The sequence below is a fragment of the Modestobacter sp. KNN46-3 genome, from assembly GCF_011039295.1.
The window spans coordinates 1-25299 of sequence record NZ_JAAKGN010000043.1 but is presented as its reverse complement, the minus strand read 5'-3'; the positions used below and the strand labels follow the sequence as shown (position 1 = coordinate 25299).

Below are 25299 nucleotides of genomic sequence, written 5' to 3'. Positions count from 1 at the left end.
CGGATTGTCGTCAAGAGTGGACGGGGCGAGGCTGTGGTGGCGGTGCCGCGCCTGGCGGCGAGACGTGGAGTCGGCGGGCTTGGCAGGATCAGGTGCATGAGCGAGCCGCGCAGCACCGAACCCCGCACGGTCACCGTGCTGGGGTCCACCGGGTCGATCGGGCGCCAGGCGATCGCCGTCGCCCGGCAGAACCCGGGCCGGCTGCGGGTCACCGGGCTCGCCGCCGGTGGGGGTGACGTCGCCCTGCTGGCCGAGCAGGCCCTCTCGCTGGGCGTGCGCACCGTGGCCATCGCCCGGGCCACCGCCGCCCAGGACCTGCAGCTCGCCTTCTACGCCGCGGCGCAGCAGCGCGGCTGGGCCCAGGGCCAGTACGCGCTCCCGGAGATCCTGGCCGGCCCGCGCGCCGCCGAGGAGCTGGCCACGCGGCCGGCCGACGTCGTCCTCAACGGGATCACCGGGTCGATCGGGTTGCGCCCGACGCTCTCGGCGCTCGCCGCCGGTCGCACGGTGGCCCTGGCCAACAAGGAGTCGCTGGTCGCCGGTGGTGCACTGGTGACGGCGGCGGCGGCCCCGGGTCAGCTGGTGCCGGTCGACTCCGAGCACTCCGCGCTGGCGCAGTGCCTGCGCGGGGGCACGCGGGGCGAGGTGGCCCGGCTGGTGCTCACCGCCAGCGGGGGGCCGTTCCGCGGCCGCAGCGCCGCGGACCTGGCCGACGTCACCCGGGAGCAGGCGCTGGCCCACCCCACCTGGGACATGGGCCCGGTGGTGACCATCAACTCCGCGACCCTGGTCAACAAGGGGCTGGAGCTGATCGAGGCGCACCTCCTCTTCGGCGTCCCGTACGCCGACATCGACGTCGTGGTGCACCCGCAGTCGATCGTCCACTCGATGGTGACGTTCACCGACGGCGCGACGATCGCCCAGGCCAGCCCACCGGACATGCGGCTGCCGATCGCGCTGGCGCTGGCCTGGCCGGACCGGTTGCCGGACGTGCAGCCGGCCCTGGACTGGTCGGCCGCCAGCACCTGGGAGTTCCTCCCCCTGGACGGCGAGGTGTTCCCGGCGGTCCGGCTCGCCCGGCAGGCGGGGGAGGCCGGCGGCGTCGTCCCGGCGCTCTACAACGCGGCCAACGAGGAGGCGGTCGCCGCATTCACAGCCGGACACCTCTCGTTCCCAGGGATTGTGCAGGTCATCGCGCGTACCCTCGACGCCGCGCCGGACCTCGGCGCACCCACCTGCGTCGAGGACGTGCTGGCCGCTGAGAAGTGGGCCCGGGAGCACGCTCGCGGCGCCATCGACGCGGACGACCTGAGACGGAGCTTGAGCTGAGCGGGTTCCTGCTGACGGTCCTCGGGATCGTCGCCTTCGCCATCGGGCTGCTGTTCAGCATCGGCTTCCACGAGTTCGGGCACTTCTACTGGGCCCGGAAGTTCGGCATGCGGGTGCCGCAGTTCTTCGTCGGCTTCGGGACGACGGTGTGGTCCTTCCGCCGCGGCGAGACCGAGTTCGGGATCAAGGCGATCCCGCTGGGCGGCTACATCCGGATCGTCGGCATGATCCCGCCGGCCGAGGAGGGCGAGAGCAAGCGCGCCACCCGGATGCGCAGCTTCATCGCCGAGGTGCGCGGGGCGGCCCTCAACGACGTCCTGCCCACCGACCGCGGCCGGGTCTTCTACGCCAAGCCGTGGTGGCAGCGGGTGATCGTGATGTTCGCCGGCCCCTTCCACAACCTGGTGCTGGCGGTGCTGCTCTTCCTGGTCCTGCTGGTGGGCATCGGCCTGCCGACGACCACCACCACGATCGCGGCGGTGCCCGACTGCGTGCTGCCCGCCGGGGCCGCCAGTGCCGCCGCCGCCGACCCCTGCACCGTCCCGATCACGCCCGAGGGGCAGACCTGCGAGGCGGGTGCCGCCGACTGCGCGCTGCCGCCGGCCGGTCCGGCCGCGCAGGCCGGGCTGAAGGCCGGGGACACGATCCTGGCGATCGACGGCGAGCCCGTCACCCAGGAGCCGGGCGACGGCTGGGAGGCGCTGGTCGAGACGGTGCAGGCCAGCGCCAGCACCCCGCTGACGCTGACCGTCGCCCGCGAGGACGCCCAGGGCGTTCCCGAGCAGCTCGACCTCACGGTCACCCCGATCGAGAACACCGTCTACACCGACACCGACTCGGACGGTGAACCCGATGGCACCGAGGAGGTCGGGTACCTCGGCGTCCAGTCCGCGACGGAGTACGTCGGCCAGCCGCTGAGCTCGCTGCCGGGCTACTTCGGCACCGTGGTCGTCGAGTCGGTCCAGCGGCTGGTGCAGATCCCCGAGCGCATCCCGCAGCTGTTCCGGGCCACGTTCATGGGCGAGGAGCGAGACCGCGAGGGGCCGATCGGCCTGGTCGGGGTCAGCCGGCTGTCCGGTGAGGCGTTCGCCCTGGAGCAGTTCAGCAACCTGGACAAGCTCAGCTTCTTCGTGTCGCTGCTGGCCAGCGTCAACCTGGTGCTCTTCCTGTTCAACCTCGTGCCGCTCTACCCGCTGGACGGCGGACACGTCGCCGGCGCCTTGTACGAGAAGGCCCGCTCGACCGTGGCCCGGCTGCGCGGGCGGCCCGATCCCGGCCCGTTCGACATCGCCCGGCTCATGCCGGTCGCCTATGCCGTGGCGGGGTTGTTCATCCTGCTGTCCGGCCTGCTCGTCATCGCCGACGTCGTCAACCCGATCACCCTGCAGTAAGTGGGAGACTGACCTACCGTGACCGTCTCGCTGGGCATGCCCGCCTCTCCGCCGCCCGTCCTCGCTCCGCGCCGGAAGACCCGTCAGCTGGACGTCGGGGGCGTCGGGGTCGGCAGCGACTCCCCGGTCAGCGTCCAGTCGATGTGCACGACCAAGACCGCCGACATCAACGCGACGCTGCAGCAGATCGCCGAGCTGACCGCCTCCGGGTGCCAGATCGTGCGCGTCGCGGTGCCCGACACCGACGACGCCGAGGCGCTGCCGATCATCGCCAGGAAGTCGCAGATCCCGGTGATCGCCGACATCCACTTCCAGCCGCGCTATGTGTTCGCCGCGATCGACGCCGGGTGCGCCGCCGTGCGGGTGAACCCTGGCAACATCAAGAAGTTCGACGACAAGGTCGGCGAGATCGCCCGGGCCGCCAAGGACGCCGGCACCCCGATCCGGATCGGGGTCAACGCCGGCTCGTTGGACAAGCGGCTGCTGGCCAAGTACGGGAAGGCGACGCCGGAGGCGCTGGTCGAGTCGGCGCTGTGGGAGTGCTCGCTGTTCGAGGAGCACGACTTCCGCGACATCAAGATCTCGGTGAAGCACAACGACCCGGTGGTCATGGTCCGCGCCTACGAGCTGCTGGCCGCCCAGTGCGACTACCCGCTGCACCTCGGCGTGACCGAGGCCGGTCCCGCCTTCCAGGGCACCATCAAGTCCGCGGTCGCCTTCGGCGCCCTGCTGTCCCAGGGCATCGGCGACACCATCCGGGTCTCCCTCTCCGCCCCACCGGCGGAGGAGGTCAAGGTCGGCAACCAGATCCTGGAGTCGCTGAACCTGCGCCAGCGCGGTCTGGAGATCGTGAGCTGCCCCTCCTGCGGCCGGGCCCAGGTCGACGTCTACAAGCTCGCCGACGAGGTGACCGCCGGCCTCGAGGGCATGGAGGTGCCGCTGCGGGTGGCCGTCATGGGCTGTGTGGTGAACGGCCCGGGCGAGGCCCGCGAGGCCGACCTGGGCGTCGCCTCCGGCAACGGCAAGGGGCAGATCTTCGTCAAGGGCGAGGTCGTCAAGACCGTGCCCGAGTCGATGATCGTGGAGACGCTGATCGAGGAGGCCATGCGGATCGCCGAGGCGCAGGTCGCCGAGGGCACCCCGTCCGGTCCGCCGGTCGTCTCCGTCTCCTGACCCGCCCGCCCACACCGGTCGACCGAGGACAGTGGTCCGCGTGCTGCGCTCCTCGCCCGCCCGGGTCCTGGACGCCGGGGACGAGGACGCCGTCCGGGAGCTGCTGGCCACCGACCCGGTCGGCGCCTGCATGCTCGCCGGGCGGGTCGAGACCCACGGCACCGCGACCGTGTCGCTGGGCGCGCCACTGTGGGGCCTGTACGCCGGTCGCCGGCTGGAGGCGGTCTGCCTGGCCGGCGCGAACCTGATCCCCTTCGCCCGGCCGGGCGCGGAACGGGCCGCGGCGACCGCGTTCGCCGACCGGGCCCGGCGGGCCGGGCGACGGTGCTCGACCGTGGTGGGCCCGGCGGCGGCGGTGCTGCCGCTGTGGGAGCTGCTGGAGCCGTACTGGGGCCCGGCACGGGAGGTGCGCGCCCAGCAGCCCCTGCTGGCCATCTCGGGGCCGGCGTCGGTGCCGGCCGAGCCGCGGGTGCGCCCGGTCCGCACCGAGGAGCTGGACACCCTGCTGCCGGCCGCCGTCGCCATGTTCACCGAGGAGGTGGGGGTCAGCCCGCTGCGCGTCGACGGCGGCGCCGGCTACCGGGCCCGGGTGGCGGAGATGGTCCACGCCGGTCACTCACTGGCGTGGATCGAGCGTGGCGAGGTGCTCTTCAAGGCCGACATCGGCGCCGTCTCCCGCGACGCCTGCCAGGTGCAGGGCGTGTGGGTCTCCCCGCAGCACCGCGGGCAGGGGATCGGGCAGCGGGGCACCGCGGCGGTGGTCGAGTACGCCCGCACGGCGATCGCCCCGGTGGTCAGCCTCTACGTCAACGACTACAACCGTGCGGCCCGCGCCGCCTACGAACGGGTCGGCTTCCAGCAGGTCGGCACGTACGCCTCGATCCTCTTCTAGACGGCCTGTGAGTCCTGGGGCTGGTGCGGCGAGGAGTTCCGGATCGGCAGCGGACTTCTGCCAGGGTGGGTGGGTGCGCAGCCGACACGGGTCCAGCAGCAGGCGCGGGGCCACCCGCCGGGTGACGACGGCCGGGGGTGCCGCGGTGCTGGTGCTCGCCCCGCTGCTGAGCGGGTGCTCGGGCGACTCCACCGACGACGTCCGCGACGCCGCCCAGGCCTTCCTCGACGACTGGGCCGCGGGCCGGGTGGATGCAGCCGCCGACCGCACGACCGACCCCGCGGCGGCCGGGGCGCTGCTGGAGCAGACCGCCGCCGACCTGCCCGACGCGACCCTGAGCACCGAGCTGGGCGAGGTGCAGGCCGAGGACGGCGCGGCGACCGTCACCTGGCAGGCCACCTGGGACCTCACCGCGGCCCCGGACTGGACCTACGACGCCACGCTGGAGCTGCAGGAGGGCGAGGACAGCTGGGAGGTCGTCGCCGAGCCGGCCGTCGTCCACCCGGAGCTGGCCGACGGTCAGCACCTGGAGCTCGCCCGGTCGCTGCCGGAGCGCGCACCGATCACCGACGGCACCGGCGCGCCGCTGTTCGCCGAGACGGAGGTGGTGGACGTCGGGGTGGACACCGCCCAGGTCACCGACCTGCCGGCGCTGGCCGCCGGCCTGGCCGCGGCGACCGGGATCTCCGCGGAGGAGATCACCGCCGACGTGCAGGCGGCACCGGCCGGGCAGTTCGTCCCGGTCATCACCCTGCGCCGGCCGGACTTCGAGGCGATCCGCGCACAGGTGTACGACCTGCCCGGGGCCGTCTTCCCGACCAGCACCCGGTTGCTCGCCCCCACGTCCCGGTTCGGGCTCGCCCTGCTGGGCCGGGTCGGGGACGCCACCGCCGAGGTGCTGGAGGACACCGTCGACGCCGACGGCGAGCAGCGCTACGCCGCCGGGGACCGGCTGGGCCTGTCCGGCCTGCAGCTGGCCTACCAGGAGCAGCTGGCCGGCACCCCGGGGTTCACCGTCCGGGTGATGAGCACCGACGAGGCCCTCGAGGACACCGGGCGGGTCGTCGGCACCGTCGACCCCGTGCCGGGCACCCCCGTCCAGACCCCGCTGCTGCCGGCGGTCCAGAACGCCGCCGACGCCGCCGTGGCCACCCAGCCGCTGGCCACCCACCTGGTGGCGGTGCGGCCGGGCACCGGGGAGCTCCTGGCGGTCAGCTCGAACGAGGCGGCCAACCCGGTCAACGCCCTGACCGGGCAGTTCCCTCCCGGCTCGAGCATGAAGACGATGACGGCGACGGCGCTGCTGTCCGCCGGCACGGTCACCCCGGAGACGCAGGTGCCCTGCCCGGCCACGACCCTCGTGGAGGGCCGGGAGTTCGAGAACGAGGACCAGTTCGACCTCGGCACGGTGCCGATGACCGAGGCGTTCGCCCAGTCCTGCAACACCACCTTCATCCAGCAGGCGCTCACCCTCCCCGACGGCGCGCTCGCCGCCGCGGCCACCTCCTACGGGGTGGGCACCGACTGGCAGCTGCCGGTCGACGTCTTCAGCGGTGAGGTGCCCGCCACGAGCACCGGCACGACCGAGGCCGCCGACGCGATCGGGCAGGGCCAGGTGCTGATGAGCCCGGCCCAGCTGGCCCTGGTGGCCGCCGGCATCGCCGGCGGCACCCCGGCCGTCCCCGTCGAGGTCGTGGGGGCAGAGCCGGCCGGTGCAGCCCCCGCCGGACCCGACCCGGCCGTCCTGGACGCGCTGCGGCCGATGATGCGCCAGGTGGTCCTCGGCGGGACGGCCACCGGGCTGGCCGACCGGGGTGAGGTGTACGGCAAGACCGGCACCGCGGAGTACGGCACCAACACCCCGCTGGACGCACACGGGTGGTTCATGGGCTACCAGCTCGGGGGCCCCCAGGGCGACGTCGCGTTCGCCGTGCTGGTCGAGGCAGGGCAGTCCAGCAGCGTCGCCGTCGAGGTCGCCGACGCCTTCCTCGCCGCGCTGGGCAGCTAGGCCTGCGGCAGGCCGGGGAAGGCGCTGGTCGGTGGCGTGCGGCCGGCCCGGGCTCGCCAGTCGACCGCCCGCAGCTCGGCGGCGCTCAGCGCGGCCACGGCGAGCACGCGGGTGCTGCGCTCGCTCGCCTGGTCCAGCACCCACGTCCACGTCCCGGACGCGCCCTCCTCCAGCACGACCGCGAGCGCTGCGGCGTCGACCGGGGAGAGCACCGGGAAGGGCAGGGTGTGCCCCGGTTCGTCGGCGACCGGCTCGACCCGCCGGGCGCTCAGCAGGGCGACGAGCTGGTCCCGGAGGTCCAGGTACGCCAGCTCGCACGCGACCACGGCGTCCCGGGACTCCGGGGGGAGTGTCGCACCGACGACGCCGTAGCCCCAGATCGCCGCGTGCACCGCGGCCAGCGCGTCCTGCAGTGCGGTGTCCTCCGCCGCCCTGCCCCCTGCCGCCCTGTCCTCCGCCGCGGTGGGCGAGCCCGCGGGTGAGCTGGTGCCGTCAGCCATCGTCGTCCCGTCTCCCGGCTGCCCGTCGCGGAGCAGTGTTCATGCCAACAGTCCGTCCTGGCCCCGCAGGCCGGCCGCGATGCTGCCGAGGAGCGCCGCCCGCCCGCCGGTGAACTCCGGGCAGGCCTCGGCGTGCGCGGCGGCGGCCGCAGCGACGACGCCCCGCAGCCAGACGCGTGCCTCCGCCGCATCGGTCGGTGCAGCGGTGCCGCTGGCCGCCGCCGAGGTCGTCGCGGTGTCGCCGGGGGCGGCCGCGCGCAGCCGGTCCAGCTGTGCCAGCGCCTGCGCGGCGAGCGGGGTCAGCGCCGCGGCCAGGTCGGGCGCGCTGCTCAACGCCTGGTCGTAGCCGGCCACCACCTCCTCCTGCACCCGGACCTGGGCGGCCAGCCGGTCGACCTGCGCCGGGGTGACCGCGTCGGTCACGTCGCCGGGGCTGCCGGTGCAGCCGGTGAGCACCAGCGCCGTGCCGGCGAGGGTGGCGATCAACAGGCTGCGTCGGGTGAACGCGCCGGCGGCCGGGGGAGCGGGGAGGAGTCCGGACATCGCCGTCCATCCTGACAGTCCCGGGCGACTCTCCTGGCCGAACGCACCGGAGCGCCGGTCGCGACTCGCGGGACCGGTGATGCCGGCGGTGCGGGCGGTAGCCTGACGGTTCACGCGCAGCACGCCGGTGGCCCGTCGGGCCCGCCCGGCCGCCCACCGGGGCCCCCACCCGGTGGGCACGTCGCGGTTCCCACACAACAGGAGGCAGTCGGTGTCCACGCGAGGTGCAGGCACCGCGGACGTGGTGACCGCCAAGCTGACCGGTTGGGTCGAGCCCGTGGTCGCCGCCGCCGGGTACGACCTGGAGGAGCTCGTCGTCCGCCCCGCCGGCCAGCGGTCGGTGGTCCGGGTCGTGGTCGACCGGGACGCCGGGGTCAGCCTGGACGACGTCGCCGAGCTCAGCCGTGCGCTGTCGGAGGTGCTCGACGCGCAGGACGAGGCGCTGGGCCGCTCGCCCTACGTCCTGGAGGTCACCAGCCCCGGGGTCGACCGACCGCTGACCCTGCCGCGGCACTGGCGGCGCAACGTCGGCCGGTTGGTCGGCGTCGCCGTCGGCCCCGACGCCGGCCGGGAGCAGCTCACCGGCCGGGTGCTCCGGGTCGACGACGGCGGGGTCGTGCTGGCCGTGGAGAAGGGCGGCACCAAGAAGGGCCAGGTGCGCAAGGCCGTCGGCGAGCGCACCGTTCCCTGGGCAGAGCTGGGCGAGGCGCGGGTGCAGGTGGAGTTCACCCGACCGGCCGGGCACCGTGACGCCGCGCTCGTCGACCACGGCGACGACGACGAGCACGACGACGAGCACGACGACGAGCACGACGACGAGCACCACGACGACCACCAGGACGACGACGAGACCCACGACGACGAGACCGACGACGAGACCGACGGCGACGTGCCCGAGGACGCCGAGGACGAGCACGACGACGAGCAGGACCCGACCGGGACCAGTGCGGTCGACGCGAGCGGGAAGCCCGGGCGACCGGCACCGCGCCGCGCGCCGCGGGACCCCCGGTCGCGACGAGGAGGCAACAAGTGAACATCGACGTGACGGCTCTCAAGGCGGTCGAGCGGGAGAAGGGCATCCCCGCGGACACGGTGCTGCAGGCGATCGAGACCGCGCTGGTCACCGCCTACCGGCACGCGGACGGTGCGGCCAAGCACGTGCGCGTGCAGGTGGACCGCAAGAGCGGCGAGGTGGCAGTCCTGGCCCAGGAGCTGGGGCCGGACGGCGAGGTCGTGCACGAGTGGGACGACACCCCCTCCGACTTCGGCCGGATCGCCGCCAGCACCGCCAAGCAGGTGATCATCCAGCGGCTCCGCGACGCCGAGCACGAGCAGACCTTCGGGGAGTACGCCGGCAAGGAGGGCGACATCGTCAGCGGCATCGTGCAGGCGCACGACCGCCGCAACACCCAGGGCGTGGTGCTGGTCGACATCGGCAAGGTGGAGGCCACGCTGCCGGCGCCCGAGCAGGTGCCCGGTGAGGACTACCGGCACGGCAGCCGGCTCAAGGCCTACGTCGTCTCCGTCGCCCGCACCTTCCGCGGCCCGCAGGTGACGCTGTCGCGCACCCACCCCAACCTGGTCCGCAAGCTGTTCGCGCTCGAGGTGCCCGAGGTCGCCGACGGCAGCGTGGAGATCGTCGCCGTGGCACGCGAGGCCGGGCACCGGTCGAAGATCGCCGTCCGCACCCGCGTCCCCGGGCTGAACGCCAAGGGTTCGTGCATCGGCCCGATGGGCCAGCGGGTCCGCAACGTGATGAGCGACCTGCACGGCGAGAAGATCGACATCGTCGACTGGTCCGAGGACGAGGCCAGCTTCGTCGCCTCTGCGCTGTCGCCCGCGCGGGTCACCAGTGCACGGGTGGTGGACCCGGCCGCTCGGGCGGTCCAGGTGGTCGTGCCGGACTACCAGTTGTCGCTGGCGATCGGCAAGGAGGGGCAGAACGCCCGACTGGCCGCCCGGCTCACCGGGTGCCGCATCGACATCCGCAGCGACGCCGAGCCCACCGACGGCAACGCCCCGGTCTCCCCGGGTGTCGGGCGGGCTCCGTTGCGGCCGGGCGTGCAGCCCGGCCGGCCCGGTGCCCGCGGTCCGCAGGGCGGTCACCGGCCCCCCGTGCGGCGCGCGGAACATCCCGGGCCCGCGGCGCGCTAGACTCCCTGATGGCCGATTCGTCGATGCCGGTCCGCACCTGTGTGGGGTGCCGGCGACGCGCTCCGGTCACCGAGCTGTTGCGTGTCGTCGTCCGCGGCGGGGGGCTCACCCCTGATCCGCGGCGACGGCTCCCTGGCCGGGGTGCGTCCCTGCACCCCACCGCGGAGTGCCTACAGGCAGCAGTCCGGCGCCGGGCCTTCCCGCGCGCGCTGCGCAGCAGCACGCCGTTGGAGACCGGCCCGCTCGAGGCGCACGTCCTCCGGCAGGTCACCTGACCCGCCCGGGTGGCGCCCCGGACGGACCGCACCGAGCGCCGTGCACCACCGAGCACCATGTACTGAGCGCGATCCAGTCGGACCGGCACCCGGCCGGTCCACAGTCGAGAGCAGGACGACCTCGGATGAGCAACCCGTGAAGTCGCCACGATGACCATGCACCACTGAGACAGAGGTCGAGCGGGCCAGCCGCCGGCCTCACCAGAGGAGACCCGTGCCAGGCAAGGCCCGCGTACACGAGCTCGCGAAAGAGCTCGGTATCGACAGCAAGACAGTGCTCGCCAAGCTCAAGGAGCAGGGCGAGTTCGTGAAGTCCGCCTCGTCCACCGTCGAGGCCCCGGTGGCCCGACGGCTGCGTGAGGCCTTCCCCGGCGACGGTGCCTCGAGCGGTGGCGGCAACGGCGCCTCCGGCGCCCGCCCCGGTCCGCGTCCCGGTCCCCGGCCGCCCGCGCCGGTGGCGTCGGCTCCTGCCGCCCCGGCTCCGGCTGCACCGGCTCCCGCTGCACCGGCCCCCGCTGCACCGGCCCCGGCTCCGGCTCCGGCCGCTGCCCAGGCCCCGGCTGCCCAGACCGGTGCGCCGGCTCCGTCGCCGGCCCGTCCGGCGGCTCCCGGCCCGCGTCCCGGCCCCCGGCCGGCACCGCAGCAGCCGGTGGTCGAGGCCCCGGCCCCGCAGCAGCCGGCCGCCAGCGCCCCGACCCAGCAGCCTCCGGCGGCACCGGCCCAGCCGGGCGCGCGTCCGGCTGCTCCGGGTCCGCGACCCGCGGGTGGTGCGCCGGACGGCGGCCCGGCCGCGGGTGGTTCCGCTCCGGGCGCCCCGCGCCCGGCCGCTCCCGGGCCGCGGCCCGGCCCCCGTCCGGCCCCCCGGCCGGGCAACAACCCCTTCAGCAGCGCCCCGCGTCCGGCTGCGGCCGGTCCGCGTCCCGGCGGAGCTCCCGGTCAGCAGGCCGGTCCCGGCGGGCCGCGTCCCGGCCCCGGTGGCCCGCGTCCGGCTCCCGGCGCCGGCGGCCCCCGTCCGTCGTCCGGTCCTGGCGGGCCCCGTCCCGCCGCCGGTCCGGGTGGGCCGCGTCCCAACCCCGGCATGATGCCGCAGCGTCCGAGCCCCGGCATGATGCCGCCGCGGCCGGCCGGTGGCGGTCGCGCCGGTGGTCCTGGCGGCCCCGGTGGCGCCGGTGGTCGTGGCCGTCCGGGTGGTCCCGGCGGTGGCGGTGGCTTCCGTCCCGGTGGCGGCGGTCCCGGTGGTCCCGGTGGCGCGCCGGCCGGCGGTGGCTTCCGTCCGGGTGGCGGCGGCGGTGGCCGTGGTCGTGGCCGCGGCGGTTCCGGTGCCGGCACCGCGGGTGCCTTCGGGCGTCCGGGTGGTCGCGGTCCGGTCCGTGGACGCAAGAGCAAGAAGCAGCGGCGTCAGGAGTTCGACTCCATGGCGGCGCCGAGCATGGGTGGCGTCTCGCTGCCCCGTGGCAACGGGCAGACCGTCCGGCTGCCGCGTGGCGCCTCGCTGACCGACCTGGCCGAGCGGATCAACGCCGAGCCGGCCGCGCTGGTCACCGCCCTGTTCCACCTGGGCGAGATGATCACCGCGACGCAGTCGGTCAACGACGACACCCTGCAGCTGCTGGGTGCCGAGATCGGCTGGGTCATCCAGGTCGTCAGCCCCGAGGACGAGGACCGCGAGCTCCTCTCCACCTTCGACCTCACCTTCGGTGACGAGGAGAGCGGCGACGAGGACGACTGGGACATCCGTCCGCCGGTCGTCACCGTCATGGGTCACGTCGACCACGGGAAGACGAAGCTCTTGGACGCGCTCCGGCACGCGAACGTGGCGGGCAAGGAAGCCGGTGGCATCACCCAGCACATCGGCGCCTACCAGATCGTCACCGAGCTCGAGGGCAACGAGCGTCCGGTCACCTTCATCGACACCCCGGGTCACGAGTCGTTCACCGCGATGCGTGCCCGTGGCGCGAAGGTCACCGACATCGTCGTCCTGGTCGTGGCCGCCGACGACGGCGTCATGCCGCAGACGGTCGAGGCGCTGAACCACGCCCAGGCCGCCGAGGTGCCGATCGTGGTCGCGGTCAACAAGATCGACAAGGAGGGGGCCAACCCCGCCAAGATCCGCCAGCAGCTCACCGAGTACGGGCTGGTGGCCGAGGAGTACGGCGGCGACACGATGTTCGTCGACGTCTCCGCGACCACCCGTCAGGGCCTCGACGACCTGCTCACGTCGATCCTGCTGACCGCCGACGCCTCCCTGGACCTGCGCGCCAACGTGGGCCAGGACCCCCAGGGTGTGGTCATCGAGGGCAAGCTGGACAAGGGTCGTGGCCCCGTCGCCACGGTGCTGGTCCAGCGCGGCACCCTGCGCCAGGGCGACTCGATCGTGGCCGGCGACGCCTACGGTCGCGTCCGGTCGCTGCTCGACGAGCACGGCAACAAGCTCAAGGAGGCCCTGCCGGCCCGTCCGGTCCAGGTCGTCGGCCTGACCTCCGTGCCGCGGGCCGGTGACACCTTCCTCGTCGTCGAGGAGGACCGGATCGCCCGGCAGATCGCCGATCGTCGTCAGGCCCGCATCCGCAACGCGCAGAACGCGTCCATGCGGAAGCGGATCAGCCTGGAGGACCTCGACGCGGCGCTCAAGGAGACCCGTCAGCTCAACCTGATCATCAAGGGCGACAACTCGGGCACCGTCGAGGCGCTCGAAGAGGCGCTGATGAAGATCGAGGTGAGCGACGACATCTCGCTGCGGGTCATCCACCGCGGCGTCGGTGGGATCACCAAGAGCGACATCGACCTGGCGCTGGCCGACGACGTCATCGTCCTGGGCTTCAACGTCCGGGCCGAGGGTCAGGCCACCGAGCTCGCTGCCCGCGAAGGCGTGGACGTCCGGTACTACACGGTCATCTACCAGGCCATCGAGGAGATCGAGTCCGCGCTCAAGGGCATGCTCAAGCCTGAGTACGAAGAGGTGCAGCTGGGCACCGCGGAGGTCCGCGAGGTCTTCCGGGTCCCGAAGATCGGCAACGTCGCCGGCTCCTTGGTGCGCAGCGGCACGATCGTCCGCAACTCCAAGGCCCGTCTCATCCGGGACGGCGCCGTGGTCGCGGACAACCTGACCGTCGAGTCGCTGCGTCGCTTCAAGGACGACGCGACCGAGGTTCGCGAGGGTTACGAGTGCGGCATCGGGCTGGGGTCGTTCAACGACATCAAGCCCGAGGACGTCATCCAGACGTTCGAGCTGCGCGAGAAGCCGCGCGCGTGACTCAGGTGACCGCGCAACTCAGGTGACAAGGCCCCTGCAGGAGAGTCGTCCGGCTCTCCTGCAGGGGCCCACCGCGAGCCTGCGAGTGGCGGGGAGCAGGAGGGTCGTCATCTTCACGGGCACGCTCACCGCCGACCTGCTGCTGGGCGACGTGCGCTCGCTCAAGGAGAAGCGTGCTGTGGTGAAGCCGATCGTGGCCGAACTGCGGCGCCGCTACTCCGTGGCCGCCGCCGAGGTGGGCGACCCCGACCTGCACCGCCGTGTACAGGTCGGGGTCGCCACCGTGGCCGGCCAGGCCGCCCAGGTGGGCGACGTGCTGGACGCCTGCGAGCGGTTGCTGGCCGAGCGACCCGAGGTGACGCTGCTGTCGACGCACCGGCAGCTGTCCAGCGACACCGATCAATGACCCCCTTGCCCCCGCCACTCGCACGCTCGCGGCGGGACCCTGCAAGGGGCCATCACACCCTCGACATGGAGGTCCGTCATGGCCGACCCGGCCCGGGCACGCCGACTGGCGGTGCGCATCCGCCAGATCGTCAGCGCCACGATCGAGATGCAGATCAAGGACCCCCGCCTCGGGATGGTCACCATCACCGACGCGCGGGTCACCAGCGACCTGCGTGAGGCGACGGTGTTCTACACCGTCTACGGCGACGAACAGCAGATCGAGGACTCCGCACGGGCCCTCGCCAGCGCCACCGGCGTGCTCCGCTCCACCGTGGGCAAGCAGACCGGGATCAAGTTCGTGCCCACGCTGGCCTTCGTGGCCGACATCGTCCCGGACACCGCCCGGGAGCTGGAGGAGGCGCTGGCCCGCGTCCGGGAGGCCGACGCCGAACTGGCCCGTGCCCGGGAGAACGCCCAGTACGCAGGTGAGGCGGACCCGTACCGCAAGCCCGCGGTCGACGAGGACGAGGACACCGAGGACGGGGACGACCTCGACGGCGCTGCCGACGAGCCGGCCGACGCCGCTGCCGGCCGCACGGACGGCTACGCCGACGGCCGCCCGTCGGCCGCCGAGCGGAGCGCGTCGTGACCGGTGCCGTGGACCCGGACCCGGACGACCTGGCCGGAGAACGGGAGCCTGCCGGGTTCGGCGGTCGGCAGGAGCCGGCCACCGGCGACCCCACCGCCGGTGGCAAGCGCGGCGACATCGGGACGACCGACAGCATCGCCACGGACGAGCCGGACGACGGCACCCACTACGCGCCGGGTGGCGGCAACACCGATCCCGAGCCGCAGCAGCCGCCGCACGCCGGCCCGGACGGCACCTGAACCGATGACCACCGTCTCCGCGCCCGCGGACGCGGCCGTGGAGTTGCTCGCCGCGGCCGCGATCGCCGGGCAGACCGTCGTGCTCTCCGGCCACGTCCAGCCCGACGCCGATGCCCTGGGCAGCACCCTCGCGCTGGCCGAGGGGCTCCGCCGCTGTGGCGCCCGGGTGGTCGCGACCTTCCCGGAGCCGTTCACGCTGCCGGCCTCGCTGGGCTGGCTCCCCGGAGCCGAGCAGCTGGTCCCACCACGGACGGTGCCGGCCGACGTCGACGTGTTCGTCAGCCTGGACGCGGCCGCCCCCGGTCGGCTGGGTGACCTGGCCACCCTGCTGACCGCCGCGCGCCGGTCGGTCGTCGTCGACCACCACGCCAGCAACCCGGGGTTCGGCGAGATCCAGGTGGTCGAGCCGCGCGCCGCCGCGACCGTCGTGCTCGTCGCGGACCTGCTGGACGGTCTGGGCGTCGAGGTCGACGAGCGGCTGGCCACCTGCCTGTACGCCGGGCTGACGGCCGACACCGGCTCCTTCCGCTTCGGCAACACCGCGCCGGGCACCCACGAGCTGGCTGCCCGGCTGCTGCGCACCGGCATCGACCACGCGGCGATCAGCCAGCGGCTGTTCGACACCGCGCCCTTCGGCTGGCTGGGGCTCCTCTCGGCCGTCACCGGGCGCGCGGTGCTCGACCGGGAGGTCGGCGCAGGCCTGGTCTGGACCTGGTCGACGGCGGCCGAGGCGCGCACCCACGGCTTGGCCGCCGACCAGCTCGAGGCCCTGGTCGACGTCGTCCGTGCGACCGCCGAGGCCGACGTCGCCTGCGTCCTCAAGGGCCAGGACGACGGTGCCTGGTCGGTCTCCCTCCGCTCGCGCGGCGCCACCGACCTGGCCCGGGTGGCGATGGCCCTCGGCGGCGGTGGGCACCGCGCGGCCGCCGGGTACACCTCGACCGCCGACCGGGAGGGCACGATCGCGCAGCTCCGGCAGGAGCTGTCCCGCTGAGCAGATCGGTCCCGTCGTTGGCGGCGCCGGCACTGGTGGTGCTGGCCGCCGAGCCGCTGTACCTGCTCGTCGACACCGCGGTGGTCGGGAACCTCGGCACGGTCAGCCTCGGCGGCCTCGCCGTCGGCGGCGGTCTGCTGGCCTACGTGGCGGCGCTGCTCAACTTCCTCGCGTACGGCACCACCGCCCGCGCGGCCCGGCGCGCCGGGGCCGGGGACCGGGACGGCGCGGTCGCGGAGGGCGTGCAGGCCACCTGGCTGGCCCTGGCCCTGGGCGTGGCCCTGGCCGCCGTCTTCCAGGTCGCGGCCGGGCCGCTGACCCGCCTGCTCGCCGGCGGCGCCGGGCCGGTCGCCGACGCCGCCGAGGAGTGGCTGCGGGTGGCGAGCCTGGGGCTCCCGCTGCTGCTGATCGCACTGGCCGGCAACGGCTGGCTGCGTGGGGTCCAGGAGCTGCGCCGGCCGATGGGCTACGTCCTGGCCGGCAGCCTGGTGAGCCTGGTGCTGTGCCCCCTGCTGGTGCACACGGCCGAGATGGGCCTGGTCGGCTCCGCGGTCGCCAACGTGATCGGCCAGGCCGTCTCCGCCACGCTCTTCGTGCGCGCGCTGACCCGCGAGCTCGCCGGCACCGCGATCTCCTTGCGGCCCCGGCCGGCCGCGCTGCGGGCCCAGCTGGTGCTCGGCCGCGACCTGCTGCTGCGCGCCGCCGTCCTCCAGCTGGCCTTCGCCGCCGCGGCGGGGGTGGTGGCCCGGTCGGGCACCGCCGAGCTCGGGGCGCACCAGATCGCCCTGCAGCTGTGGCTGTTCCTCGCCCTGGTGCTCGACGCCTACGCCATCGCCGCGCAGACCCTCGTCGGCACGGCGCTGGGCGCGGCCCGCCCGGCCGAGGCCCGTGCCACCGCGAGCCGGGTGGTCGGCTGGGGCCTGGGAACCGGCGTCCTCGTCGCCGTCGCGCTGCTCGTCCTGCGCCCGGTGCTGCCGCCGTTGTTCACCGACGACCCGGCGGTGCTCGCCGAGGCCGGCGTCGTGTGGTGGTTCCTGGCGCTCATGCAGCCGCTGGCCGGGGTGGTCTTCGCCCTGGACGGGGTGCTCATGGGCGCGGGGGACGTCGCCTACCTGCGCACCGTGACCGTCGGTGCGGCGCTGGTGGGGTTCGTGCCGCTGTCGCTGCTGTCCGGCTGGCTGGACTGGGGCCTGCCCGGGGTGTGGACCGGCCTGACCCTGTTCATCGTGCTGCGGCTGGTCGCGGTGGGCTGGCGGGTGCGGGGCAGTGCCTGGCTGGGTGAGAGCGTGGTCTCGTGAGCGAGCTCGCGAGCGAACCGATCAGCAGAGCAGCCCGGCGAAGCCGGCCGACGAGCGCCAGCGAGGAGGTCGGATGAGCCGGAAGAAGCCCGATGCCGACGTCCCGCCGTCCCTGCTGCTGGTCGACAAGGCCCCGGGCATGACCTCCCACGACGTCGTCGCCCGCGCCCGGCGGGTGCTGTCGGTGCGCAAGGTCGGGCACGCCGGCACCCTGGACCCGATGGCCACCGGGCTGCTGGTGCTCGGCGTCGGCGCGGCCACCCGGCTGCTCGGCCACCTCTCCGGCTCGGACAAGACGTACGAGGCCACCATCCGGCTCGGCCAGACGACGGTCACCGACGACCGCGAGGGTGACGTGACCGCCACCGCCTCGGCCGCCGGGGTCACCGAGGACGCCGTCCGCGCCGCGCTGGCCGATCAGGTCGGCCCGCTGCAGCAGGTGCCCTCGTCGGTCAGCGCGGTGAAGGTCGACGGCAAGCGCTCCTACGACCGGGTGCGGGCCGGCGAGGAGTTCGAGCTGGCGGCCCGGTCGGTGACCGTGCACCGGATCGACGTCCACGAGGTCCGTCGTCCCACCGCCGACCTGGTCGACGTCGGCGTCACCGTCTCCTGCAGCACCGGCACCTACATCCGGGCGATCGCCCGGGACGTCGGGGCGGCACTCGGGGTCGGGGGCCACCTCACGGCCCTGCGACGCACCTCGTCGGGGCCGTTCGCCACCGCCGACGCCCGACCGGTCGAGGAGGCCGCCGAGGCGCTGGCCGGGCCGGGCAGCGGCCCGGGCGTGCTGGGCCTGACCGACGCCGCCCGGGCGGTCTTCCCCGCCCGGGAGCTCACCGTGGAGGAGGCCGTCGCCCTGGGGTACGGCCAGCGGGTCCCGGCCACCGGCACCCCGGGGCTGCACGCGGCGGTCGCTCCCGACGGCCGGCTGGTCGCGCTGGTCGAGGACGCCGGATCGGTGGCCCGGGTGGCGGTCGGCTTCCCGCCGGGCTGAGCCGGATGACACCCTGCGCAGGATGAGCGCACTCGAGCACCGGCTGGCCCTCCTGGACGCCGAGCTCGCCGCCGTCCCCGGGGTGCTGGTCGCCTTCTCCGGCGGCGTCGACTCCGGTGTCGTGCTGGCCGCTGCGGTGCGCGCCCTGGGCGCCGGACGGGTGGTCGCCGCGACGGCCGTCTCGCCGAGCCTGCCGGCGACGGAGCAGGTGGCGGCGCGGGCGTTCGCGAGCTCGCTGGGGGTGCGGCACGAGCAGCCGCGCACCGACGAGCTGTCCCGGCCGGGCTACGTCGCCAACGCCGGTGACCGCTGTGCGTTCTGCAAGTCCGAGCTGGTCGACGTGCTCACCCCGCTGGCCGCGGAGCTGGGGATCGCCGACGTGGTCACCGGCACGAACGCCGACGACCTGCGGGCGGGCTTCCGGCCCGGCATCCGGGCGGCTGCCGAACGGGGGGCGTGGGCGCCGCTGGCCAGGGCCGGCATGACCAAGGACGACGTCCGGGCGGCCGCCCGACGTTGGGGCCTGCCGCTGGCCGACAAGCCGGCCGCCGCGTGCCTGGCCAGTCGGATCGCCTACGGGGTGCCGGTGTCGGCGGCGGGCCTGGCCCGGGTGGAGGCGGCCGAGGCCGCGCTGCGGGCGGCGCTGACCGAGGCCGGGCACCCGGTCCGCGACCTGCGGGTGCGGGACATGGGCGACGACGTGGCCCGGGTCGAGGTCGACGCCGTGCTCGTCCCGGTCGTCGGCGCGGAACTGCTGGCCGCGGTCACGGGCTTCGCCCGGGTGGAGCTGGACCCGCGGGGCTTCCGGTCGGGGGCGATGAACGAGCTGCTGCCCGACCCGGTGCGCTACCGGTGAGCTGAGCGGACGATCCGGGCGGCCGCGACGCCGGCGCCGAACCCGTTGTCGATGTTGACCACCAGGACGCCGGGCGCGCAGGCGGTGAGCATGGTGAGCAGCGCGGCCAGGCCCTCGAAGGCGGCGCCGTAGCCGACCGAGGTGGGGACGGCGACCACCAGCCGGTCGGTGAGCCCGGCGACCACGCTGGGCAGCGCGCCGTCCATCCCGGCGACCACGACGACGGCGTCGGCCGCGGCCAGGTCCCGGGCCACGGCCAGCACCCGGTGCACGCCGGCCACCCCGACGTCGTCCACCCGCCGGCACCCCACCCCGCTGGCGGCCAGGGTGGCGGCGACCTCGGCGGCGACCGCGCCGTCCGAGGTCCCGGCGGTGAGCACCAGGACCTCACCGACCGGGGGTGGGGGAGTGCCCACCCAGGCCACCCGGCCCACCGGGTCGACGTGCGCCTCCGGCCAGCGCTCGAGCACCGCAGCAGCGGTGGGTCCGTCGACCCGGGTGGCCCAGGCGAGCGGGGCTCCGGCGTCGAGCAGACCCGCCAGGCAGCCCACCGTCTCGGCCGGGGTCTTGCCGCCGGCGAAGACCACCTCAGGGGTGCCGGTCCGGGCCGCCCGGTCGGGGTCCAGCCGGGCGAAGCCGATGTCAGCGGTGCGCGGCTGCTCGGTCACCGTGTCAGTCTCGCCCACCGGCTCGGCAGACTGTCCGGGTGCTGGTGCGGCGACGGGTGGACCAGGACCTCCCGGGCAGCGTCCGCGCCCTGCGGGAGGTGCACGACGTCGACGGGTACCCGGCGCGGTGGCCGACGGACCCCGCAGCGTGGTTGACGCCCAGCGGGACCGTCGCCTGCTGGGTGGCCGAGGTGGCCGGCGTCGTCGTCGGGCACGCCTGCCTGGTGGGAGACGTCGTCGACGACGTGCTGCGTCGACTGACGGGGGTGCCGGCCGGTGGGTTGGGCGCCGTCTCCCGGCTGTACGTCGCGCCGCGGGGGAGAGGTGAGGGCCTCGGCGCCGGTCTGCTCGCAGCGGTGACGGCGTGCGCCGCGGACCGGGGTCTGCAGGTGGTGCTCGAGGTGGTCGAGGGCAGCGGTGCCGTGAGGCTGTACGACCGTCTGGGATGGCGGCTGGTCGACCGCCGGTCGGCCGACTGGACGGTGCCCTCGGGAGCGCGTCCGTCGATCCGGGTCTACGTCCCCCCGCCGCCCGGATGACCGCTCTCTCCGGCACCGGCGGACGGTGACGAGCGGCCGTGTGTCCGCACCCGCTGTGTCGAGCCGGTCGTCGCTGGGCAGGATGCGGTGCATGAGCGTCGTCAAGATCAACGTCGTGACCATGCCCGAGGACAAGCGCGCCCGCTTCGAGGAGCGGTTCAAGGGCCGGGCCGGTGCGGTGGAGACCACCCCCGGGTTCGAGTGGTTCGAGCTGCTGCGCCCGGTCGCCGGCACCGACTCCTACCTCGTCTACACGCGGTGGAGCAGCCAGGAGGCCTACGAGGCATGGCAGACCAGCCAGGACTTCGACCGCGCGCACGACGGCGGGGGCGACACCCTGGCCCCGGCCGCCGAGCGCTCGCAGCAGCACGTGTGGAGCTACGAGGTCGTCGAGTCCGCAGGTCCGAAGAGCAGCTGAGCCGCCGGCCGCGCCGTCGTCGTCACCGACCCGACGACGACGGCCGGCCTGCCGGTTCGTCCGATCGCACCACCTCCGGACGGGTGCTCGTCCCGCCGCACGTGCCGTGGGCCCGTGGAGCCGGGCTAGGGTGACCGTGCGGGCCTGGCAACCGCCGGACCACGCTCCAGCACGAGCACCAGCAGGTGGGAGCCATGACCGACACGCTCGCCGACAGCCGTACCTCCCCCCGGGTCTTCACCGAGGGCGTGCCGCTGGTCGTGGAGGACGTGCCGCGCCGGTCCGCCGCCGAGCGTGCCGCGGTCCTTGCGGACCCCGGCTTCGGTCGCCACTTCACCGACTCGATGGTCGTGGCCCGGTACCGCGCCGGTGAGGGCTGGGTCGACGCCCGGCTGACCGGGTACGGGCCGCTCCAGCTGGACCCCAGCACCGCCGGCCTGCACTACGCGCAGTCGATCTTCGAGGGGCTCAAGGCCTACGCCCAGCCCGACGGCAGCGTCGCGACCTTCCGGCCGGAGTCCAACGCCGCCCGGTTCGCCCGCAGCGCCGCCCGGCTGGCCATGCCGGCCGTCCCGCACGACGCCTTCCTCACTGCCGTCGACGCCCTGGTCGACGCCGACCGTGACTGGGTCCCCACCGGTCCCGACCAGACCCTCTACCTCCGCCCGTACATGATGGCCGTCGACCCGTTCCTCGGGGTCCGGCCGGCGAGCGAGTACCTCTTCCTCGTCATCGCCAGCCCGGCCGGGGCGTACTTCCCGCGCGGCGTGCAGCCGGTGTCGGTCTACCTCTCCGAGGACTACATCCGGGCCGCCCCCGGCGGCACCGGCGACGTGAAGTGCGCCGGCAACTACGCGGCCAGCCTGCTGGCCCAGGAGCAGGCCATCGCCGCCGGCTGCGACCAGGTGGTCTGGCTGGACGCGGTGGAGAAGCGCTGGGTCGAGGAGATGGGCGGGATGAACCTGTTCTTCGTCCTGGGTTCCGGTGCCGACGCCGAGCTCGTCACCCCGGAGCTCACCGGCACGCTGCTGCCCGGCATCACCCGCGAGTCGCTGATCACCGTGGCCCGTGAGCTCGGGCACCCGGTCACCGAGCGGAAGTTCAGCGTCGACGAGTGGCGGGCCGGTGTCGCCGACGGCACGGTGACCGAGACCTTCGCCTGCGGCACGGCCGCGGTCATCACCCCGGTCGGTGAGGTCAAGGGGCGCACCGGCGACTTCACGGTCGGCAACGGTGAGCCCGGCCCGCTGACCATGGAGCTGCGCGCGCGGCTGCTCGACGTCCAGCACGGCCGGGTCCCGGACACCCACGGCTGGCTGCACCGCGTCGCGCCCGTGGCCTCCTGAGCACGTCGACCACTCGACACCGGGGGAGGGGAACGACGTGCTGCGCTGGCGTGGGCTGGACGCGACCCCGCAGGACCTGGGTCGCACCGTGGTCACCGTCGGCATGTACGACGGGGTGCACCGCGGGCACCAGCACCTGATCGGTGCGGCGGTCACCCGGGCCCGTGCGGTCGGACGACCGGCGCTGCTGCTCACCTTCGACCCGCACCCCTCCGAGGTGGTGCGACCCGGGTCCCACCCGGCGATCCTGACCTCGGCCGACCGCAAGGCCGAACTGGTGGCCGCGCTGGGTGTGGACGCCATGTGCGTGCTGCCCTTCACGCCCGAGTTCAGTCGGCTGTCCCCGGGGGAGTTCACGCACACCGTGCTGGTCGAGCACCTGCACGCCGCCCAGGTGGTGGTGGGGCGGAACTTCACCTACGGGCACAAGGCGGCCGGCACCCTCGAGACGCTGGCCGCCGAGGGCCGGCGGTTCGGCTTCAGCGTCGAGGGGGTCGACCTGACCAGCGTCGGCTCGGCCCCCGACCTGGCCGGCGACGGCGAGGTGACCATCTCCTCCACCTACATCCGGGCCTGCGTGGCCGCCGGGGACATGGCGTCGGCCGCCCTGGCGCTGGGCCGCCCGCACCGGGTCGACGGGATCGTCGTCCGGGGCGACCGTCGCGGGCGGGAGCTCGGCTACCCGACCGCCAACGTGGAGAGCCCGGCGCACACCGCGATCCCGGCTGATGGGGTCTACGCCGGGCAGCTGGTGCTGCGCGACCACCGAGGGGTCAGCCGCAGCACCCACCCGGCTGCGATCTCGGTGGGCAGCAACCCCACCTTCGCCGGCGCCCGGCGCACGGTCGAGGCCCACCTGCTCGACTTCGACGGCGACCTGTACGGCGAGCACGTCGGCGTCGAGTTCGTCGAGCGGCTGCGCCCGATGCTCAGCTTCGCCGGGGTGCCGGAGCTGCTGGTGGCCATGGGCGATGACGTGGCGCGGACCCGCGCCGTCCTGGAGCTCTGACCGGGCGACTCCGGGCCTGGCCTTGGTGCGGCCGTGTAACCTCGATGCTGACGTCGGGTGACCGACGTGTGTGCATGCTGCCCCCGTGACACAGACCGGGGGCCACACGTGACCTGCCCTGGAGGCACCATGGCGCTCGAGAGCGCGACGAAGAAGCAGATCATGACCGAGTACGCGACGGTCGACAACGACACCGGTTCCCCCGAGGTGCAGGTCGCGATGCTGACCCGACGGATCAGCGACCTGACCGAGCACCTCAAGACGCACAAGCACGACCACCACAGCCGGCGGGGCCTGCTCCTGCTGGTCGGCCGTCGCCGGCGGCTGCTGAACTACCTGGCCAAGACCGACATCAACCGGTACCGCTCGCTCATCGAGCGGCTCGGCCTGCGCCGCTAGCACGACCGAGGGGACCGCTCCGGCACCACCGGGACGGTCCCCTCACTCGTGCGGCACCCGCCGCACGGGACCACCGGCCCCACGCCGGCCGCCCCGCGAGGGCCGGTCCTCGGTAGTGGCCCCCGGGACGCAGCGAGCCTGAGTGCAGGACCCCGCGAGTGCGCCCCCGAGGGCTTCGATCGAAGACCGGTCGCCCCGGACGCCGTCGGCGCGACGCCGCGAAGAGGACGTCGCCGTATGCGACGTAGGAAGAGGACACGATGTCCGCACCCACCACAGATCCCACCGACTTCGACGCCGAGGACGGCGTGTTCACCGCCACCGCGGTGATCGACAACGGGGCCCTCGGTTCCCGCACCGTCACCTTCGAGACCGGCCGCCTCGCCAAGCAGGCCGCCGGCTCCGTCGTCGCCACCATGGGCGACACCACGCTGCTGTCGGCCACCACGGCCGGCCGCCAGCCCAAGGAGCAGTTCGACTTCTTCCCGCTGACGGTGGACGTCGAGGAGCGGATGTACTCGATCGGGAAGATCCCCGGTTCGTTCTTCCGCCGCGAGGGCCGCCCCTCCGAGGACGCGATCCTCACCTGCCGGCTGATCGACCGCCCGCTGCGGCCGACGTTCGCCAAGGGCCTGCGCAACGAGGTCCAGGTCGTCATCACCGTCCTGTCCCTGGACCCCGGCCACGTCTACGACGTGCTCGCGATCAACGCCGCGTCCGCCTCCACCCAGCTCTCCGGACTGCCGTTCTCCGGTCCGGTCGGTGGCACCCGGGTGGCGCTGATCAACGGCCAGTGGGTGGGCTTCCCGACCCACGCCGAGCTCGAGGACGCCGTCTTCGACATGGTCGTGGCCGGCCGCGTCCTGCCCGACGGCGACGTCGCGATCATGATGGTCGAGGCCGAGGCCACCGAGAAGACGATCGAGCTCATCGCCGGTGGGGCCACCGCCCCGACCGAGGAGGTCGTCTCCCAGGGCCTCGAGGCCGCCAAGCCCTTCATCAAGGCGCTGTGCCAGGCGCAGGCCGAGCTGGCCGGCAAGGCCGCCAAGCCCGAGGCGCACTTCCCCCGCTTCCTGGACTACCAGGACGACGTCTACGCCGCGGTCGAGGCGCACGCCACCGAGAAGCTGACCGTGGCCCAGGCCATCGCCGGCAAGGCCGAGCGCGAGGACGCCACCGACGCCCTCAAGGACGAGGTCAAGGCCGCCCTGGCCGGCCAGTTCGAGGGCCGGGAGAAGGAGATCTCCGGGGCCTTCCGCGCGGTGACCAAGAAGGTCGTGCGCCAGCGCATCCTCCGCGACAAGATCCGCATCGACGGCCGTGGTCTGACCGACATCCGGCCGCTCTCGGCCGAGGTCGAGGTCCTGCCCCGGGTGCACGGCTCGGCCCTGTTCGAGCGCGGCGAGACCCAGATCCTGGGCGTCACGACGCTGAACATGCTCCGGATGGAGCAGCAGCTGGACACGCTGAACCCCGTCACCCGCAAGCGGTACATGCACAACTACAACTTCCCGCCGTACTCCACCGGCGAGACCGGCCGCGTGGGCTCGCCCAAGCGCCGCGAGATCGGCCACGGCGCGCTCGCCGAGCGGGCGCTGCTGCCGGTGCTGCCGGACCGCGAGGAGTTCCCCTACGCGATCCGTCAGGTCTCCGAGGCGCTGGGCTCCAACGGCTCCACCTCGATGGGCTCGGTCTGCGCCTCGACGCTGGCCATGCTCAACGCCGGTGTGCCGCTGAAGGCCCCGGTCGCCGGCATCGCCATGGGCCTCGTCTCCGACGAGGTCGACGGCAAGACCGAGTACGTCGCGCTGACCGACATCCTCGGGGCCGAGGACGCGTTCGGTGACATGGACTTCAAGGTCGCCGGCACCAAGGACTTCGTGACGGCCCTCCAGCTGGACACGAAGCTCGACGGCATCCCCTCCGACGTCCTCGCCGGTGCGCTGACCCAGGCCCGCGCGGCCCGGCTGCACATCCTCGACGTC

The 25299-nt window shown here is 74.3% G+C and carries 25 protein-coding genes and 1 pseudogene; 23 read left to right on the top strand and 3 right to left on the bottom strand.

The window, feature by feature from the left end; translation table 11 throughout:
• The first annotated feature begins 96 nt into the window (after positions 1–96).
• The 5 genes from dxr to G5C62_RS11575 all read left to right on the top strand — a co-directional run bounded on the left by dxr (position 97) and on the right by G5C62_RS11575 (position 6793).
• A complete protein-coding gene (gene dxr / locus G5C62_RS11595; protein ID WP_036339860.1) occupies positions 97–1329 on the top strand; it encodes a 1-deoxy-D-xylulose-5-phosphate reductoisomerase in 1233 nt (410 codons plus the stop codon).
• Positions 1266–2720 carry an RIP metalloprotease gene (locus tag G5C62_RS11590; RefSeq protein ID WP_241175840.1) on the top strand — a complete coding sequence of 485 codons (1455 nt, stop codon included), beginning with the start codon at positions 1266–1268 and terminating at the stop codon, positions 2718–2720. The genes dxr and G5C62_RS11590 overlap by 64 nt, the downstream gene beginning before the upstream one ends.
• 18 nt (positions 2721–2738) lie before the next feature.
• Positions 2739–3893 carry a flavodoxin-dependent (E)-4-hydroxy-3-methylbut-2-enyl-diphosphate synthase gene (gene ispG, locus G5C62_RS11585; protein ID WP_036339862.1) on the top strand — a complete coding sequence of 385 codons (1155 nt, stop codon included), beginning with the start codon at positions 2739–2741 and terminating at the stop codon, positions 3891–3893.
• A 40-nt stretch (positions 3894–3933) separates the two neighbouring features.
• Positions 3934–4785 carry a DUF4081 domain-containing GNAT family N-acetyltransferase gene (locus G5C62_RS11580; RefSeq protein WP_164701077.1) on the top strand — a complete coding sequence of 284 codons (852 nt, stop codon included), beginning with the start codon at positions 3934–3936 and terminating at the stop codon, positions 4783–4785.
• Positions 4786–4858: 73 nt separating this feature from the next.
• Positions 4859–6793, top strand: a complete 1935-nt coding sequence (locus G5C62_RS11575) for a penicillin-binding transpeptidase domain-containing protein (protein ID WP_241175839.1) — start codon at positions 4859–4861, stop codon at positions 6791–6793.
• Here the strand turns inward: G5C62_RS11575 and G5C62_RS11570 are convergent.
• Both G5C62_RS11570 and G5C62_RS11565 read right to left on the bottom strand, forming a co-directional pair.
• Complete coding sequence (locus G5C62_RS11570) at positions 6790–7293, bottom strand: ferritin-like domain-containing protein (RefSeq protein ID WP_164701076.1); 504 nt, start codon at positions 7291–7293, stop codon at positions 6790–6792. The two genes, G5C62_RS11575 and G5C62_RS11570, sit on opposite strands and share 4 nt — an antisense overlap.
• A 39-nt stretch (positions 7294–7332) precedes the next feature.
• Positions 7333–7836 carry a hypothetical protein gene (locus G5C62_RS11565; protein ID WP_164701075.1) on the bottom strand — a complete coding sequence of 168 codons (504 nt, stop codon included), beginning with the start codon at positions 7834–7836 and terminating at the stop codon, positions 7333–7335.
• Positions 7837–8047: 211 nt separating this feature from the next.
• Here G5C62_RS11565 and rimP point away from each other — a divergent pair, with 211 nt between their 5' ends.
• The 12 genes and pseudogenes from rimP (at position 8048) to larE (ending at position 18935) form a co-directional block, all read left to right on the top strand.
• Positions 8048–8869, top strand: a complete 822-nt coding sequence (gene rimP, locus G5C62_RS11560) for a ribosome maturation factor RimP (protein WP_241175838.1) — start codon at positions 8048–8050, stop codon at positions 8867–8869.
• On the top strand, positions 8866–9990 hold the full coding sequence (gene nusA / locus G5C62_RS11555; protein ID WP_164701073.1) for a transcription termination factor NusA: 1125 nt from the start codon (positions 8866–8868) through the stop codon (positions 9988–9990). The genes rimP and nusA overlap by 4 nt, the downstream gene beginning before the upstream one ends.
• Positions 9991–9998: 8 nt before the next feature.
• Positions 9999–10265: a YlxR family protein gene (locus G5C62_RS11550; RefSeq protein WP_164701072.1), complete on the top strand. Its 267-nt coding sequence runs from the start codon at positions 9999–10001 to the stop codon at positions 10263–10265.
• 214 nt (positions 10266–10479) lie between these two features.
• A pseudogene (locus G5C62_RS28685) lies at positions 10480–10620 on the top strand (translation initiation factor IF-2 N-terminal domain-containing protein); the annotation flags it as partial.
• A 1059-nt stretch (positions 10621–11679) separates the two neighbouring features.
• Entirely contained in the window at positions 11680–13518 is a 1839-nt protein-coding gene (gene infB / locus G5C62_RS28060) for a translation initiation factor IF-2 (RefSeq protein ID WP_241175843.1), read from the top strand.
• Positions 13519–13603: 85 nt separating this feature from the next.
• The gene (locus G5C62_RS11540) at positions 13604–13924 is read left to right on the top strand and encodes a DUF503 domain-containing protein (RefSeq protein WP_241175837.1); all 321 of its coding nucleotides are present in this window, start codon (positions 13604–13606) and stop codon (positions 13922–13924) included.
• 78 nt (positions 13925–14002) lie between these two features.
• On the top strand, positions 14003–14554 hold the full coding sequence (gene rbfA, locus G5C62_RS11535; RefSeq protein WP_164701070.1) for a 30S ribosome-binding factor RbfA: 552 nt from the start codon (positions 14003–14005) through the stop codon (positions 14552–14554).
• A complete protein-coding gene (locus G5C62_RS11530; protein WP_164701069.1) occupies positions 14551–14793 on the top strand; it encodes a hypothetical protein in 243 nt (80 codons plus the stop codon). Before rbfA ends, G5C62_RS11530 begins: the two co-directional genes overlap by 4 nt.
• 4 nt (positions 14794–14797) lie before the next feature.
• On the top strand, positions 14798–15787 hold the full coding sequence (locus G5C62_RS11525; RefSeq protein ID WP_164701068.1) for a bifunctional oligoribonuclease/PAP phosphatase NrnA: 990 nt from the start codon (positions 14798–14800) through the stop codon (positions 15785–15787).
• A 17-nt stretch (positions 15788–15804) separates the two neighbouring features.
• On the top strand, positions 15805–17085 hold the full coding sequence (locus G5C62_RS11520; protein ID WP_241175836.1) for an MATE family efflux transporter: 1281 nt from the start codon (positions 15805–15807) through the stop codon (positions 17083–17085).
• A 73-nt stretch (positions 17086–17158) separates the two neighbouring features.
• Positions 17159–18079 (top strand): tRNA pseudouridine(55) synthase TruB, encoded by a 921-nt coding sequence (truB, locus tag G5C62_RS11515; protein WP_164701067.1) that lies wholly within the window; start codon positions 17159–17161, stop codon positions 18077–18079.
• A gap of 22 nt (positions 18080–18101) precedes the next feature.
• On the top strand, positions 18102–18935 hold the full coding sequence (gene larE, locus G5C62_RS11510) for an ATP-dependent sacrificial sulfur transferase LarE (protein ID WP_164701066.1): 834 nt from the start codon (positions 18102–18104) through the stop codon (positions 18933–18935).
• On the opposite strand, the gene larB is transcribed toward larE, so the two are convergent.
• Positions 18926–19603, bottom strand: a complete 678-nt coding sequence (gene larB, locus G5C62_RS11505; RefSeq protein WP_036336631.1) for a nickel pincer cofactor biosynthesis protein LarB — start codon at positions 19601–19603, stop codon at positions 18926–18928. The two genes, larE and larB, sit on opposite strands and share 10 nt — an antisense overlap.
• 38 nt (positions 19604–19641) lie before the next feature.
• Here larB and G5C62_RS11500 point away from each other — a divergent pair, with 38 nt between their 5' ends.
• The 6 genes from G5C62_RS11500 to G5C62_RS11475 form a co-directional block, all read left to right on the top strand.
• Complete coding sequence (locus G5C62_RS11500) at positions 19642–20142, top strand: GNAT family N-acetyltransferase (RefSeq protein WP_164701065.1); 501 nt, start codon at positions 19642–19644, stop codon at positions 20140–20142.
• Between the two features lie 91 nt (positions 20143–20233).
• A complete protein-coding gene (locus tag G5C62_RS11495; RefSeq protein ID WP_036336612.1) occupies positions 20234–20560 on the top strand; it encodes an antibiotic biosynthesis monooxygenase in 327 nt (108 codons plus the stop codon).
• A 194-nt stretch (positions 20561–20754) separates the two neighbouring features.
• On the top strand, positions 20755–21906 hold the full coding sequence (locus G5C62_RS11490) for a branched-chain amino acid aminotransferase (RefSeq protein ID WP_206330599.1): 1152 nt from the start codon (positions 20755–20757) through the stop codon (positions 21904–21906).
• 37 nt (positions 21907–21943) lie between these two features.
• The gene (locus G5C62_RS11485) at positions 21944–22915 is read left to right on the top strand and encodes a bifunctional riboflavin kinase/FAD synthetase (RefSeq protein ID WP_164701064.1); all 972 of its coding nucleotides are present in this window, start codon (positions 21944–21946) and stop codon (positions 22913–22915) included.
• Between the two features lie 129 nt (positions 22916–23044).
• Entirely contained in the window at positions 23045–23314 is a 270-nt protein-coding gene (rpsO, locus tag G5C62_RS11480) for a 30S ribosomal protein S15 (RefSeq protein WP_164701063.1), read from the top strand.
• Between the two features lie 260 nt (positions 23315–23574).
• A partial coding sequence (locus G5C62_RS11475; protein ID WP_164701062.1) for a polyribonucleotide nucleotidyltransferase occupies positions 23575–25299 on the top strand: 1725 nt, incomplete at its 3' end.

What these genes read in the sequence shown, in the direction of transcription:
- dxr (WP_036339860.1), top strand. Translation starts at nt 97, where the DNA reads ATGAGCGAGCCGCGCAGCACCGAACCCCGCACGGTCACCGTGCTGGGG.
- G5C62_RS11570 (WP_164701076.1), bottom strand. Translation starts at nt 7,293, where the DNA reads ATGGCTGACGGCACCAGCTCACCCGCGGGCTCGCCCACCGCGGCGGAG.
- G5C62_RS11565 (WP_164701075.1), bottom strand. Translation starts at nt 7,836, where the DNA reads ATGTCCGGACTCCTCCCCGCTCCCCCGGCCGCCGGCGCGTTCACCCGA.
- G5C62_RS11550 (WP_164701072.1), top strand. Translation starts at nt 9,999, where the DNA reads ATGGCCGATTCGTCGATGCCGGTCCGCACCTGTGTGGGGTGCCGGCGA.
- infB (WP_241175843.1), top strand. Translation starts at nt 11,680, where the DNA reads ATGGCGGCGCCGAGCATGGGTGGCGTCTCGCTGCCCCGTGGCAACGGG.
- rbfA (WP_164701070.1), top strand. Translation starts at nt 14,003, where the DNA reads ATGGCCGACCCGGCCCGGGCACGCCGACTGGCGGTGCGCATCCGCCAG.
- G5C62_RS11525 (WP_164701068.1), top strand. Translation starts at nt 14,798, where the DNA reads ATGACCACCGTCTCCGCGCCCGCGGACGCGGCCGTGGAGTTGCTCGCC.
- truB (WP_164701067.1), top strand. Translation starts at nt 17,159, where the DNA reads ATGAGCCGGAAGAAGCCCGATGCCGACGTCCCGCCGTCCCTGCTGCTG.
- larE (WP_164701066.1), top strand. Translation starts at nt 18,102, where the DNA reads ATGAGCGCACTCGAGCACCGGCTGGCCCTCCTGGACGCCGAGCTCGCC.
- G5C62_RS11495 (WP_036336612.1), top strand. Translation starts at nt 20,234, where the DNA reads ATGAGCGTCGTCAAGATCAACGTCGTGACCATGCCCGAGGACAAGCGC.
- G5C62_RS11490 (WP_206330599.1), top strand. Translation starts at nt 20,755, where the DNA reads ATGACCGACACGCTCGCCGACAGCCGTACCTCCCCCCGGGTCTTCACC.
- rpsO (WP_164701063.1), top strand. Translation starts at nt 23,045, where the DNA reads ATGGCGCTCGAGAGCGCGACGAAGAAGCAGATCATGACCGAGTACGCG.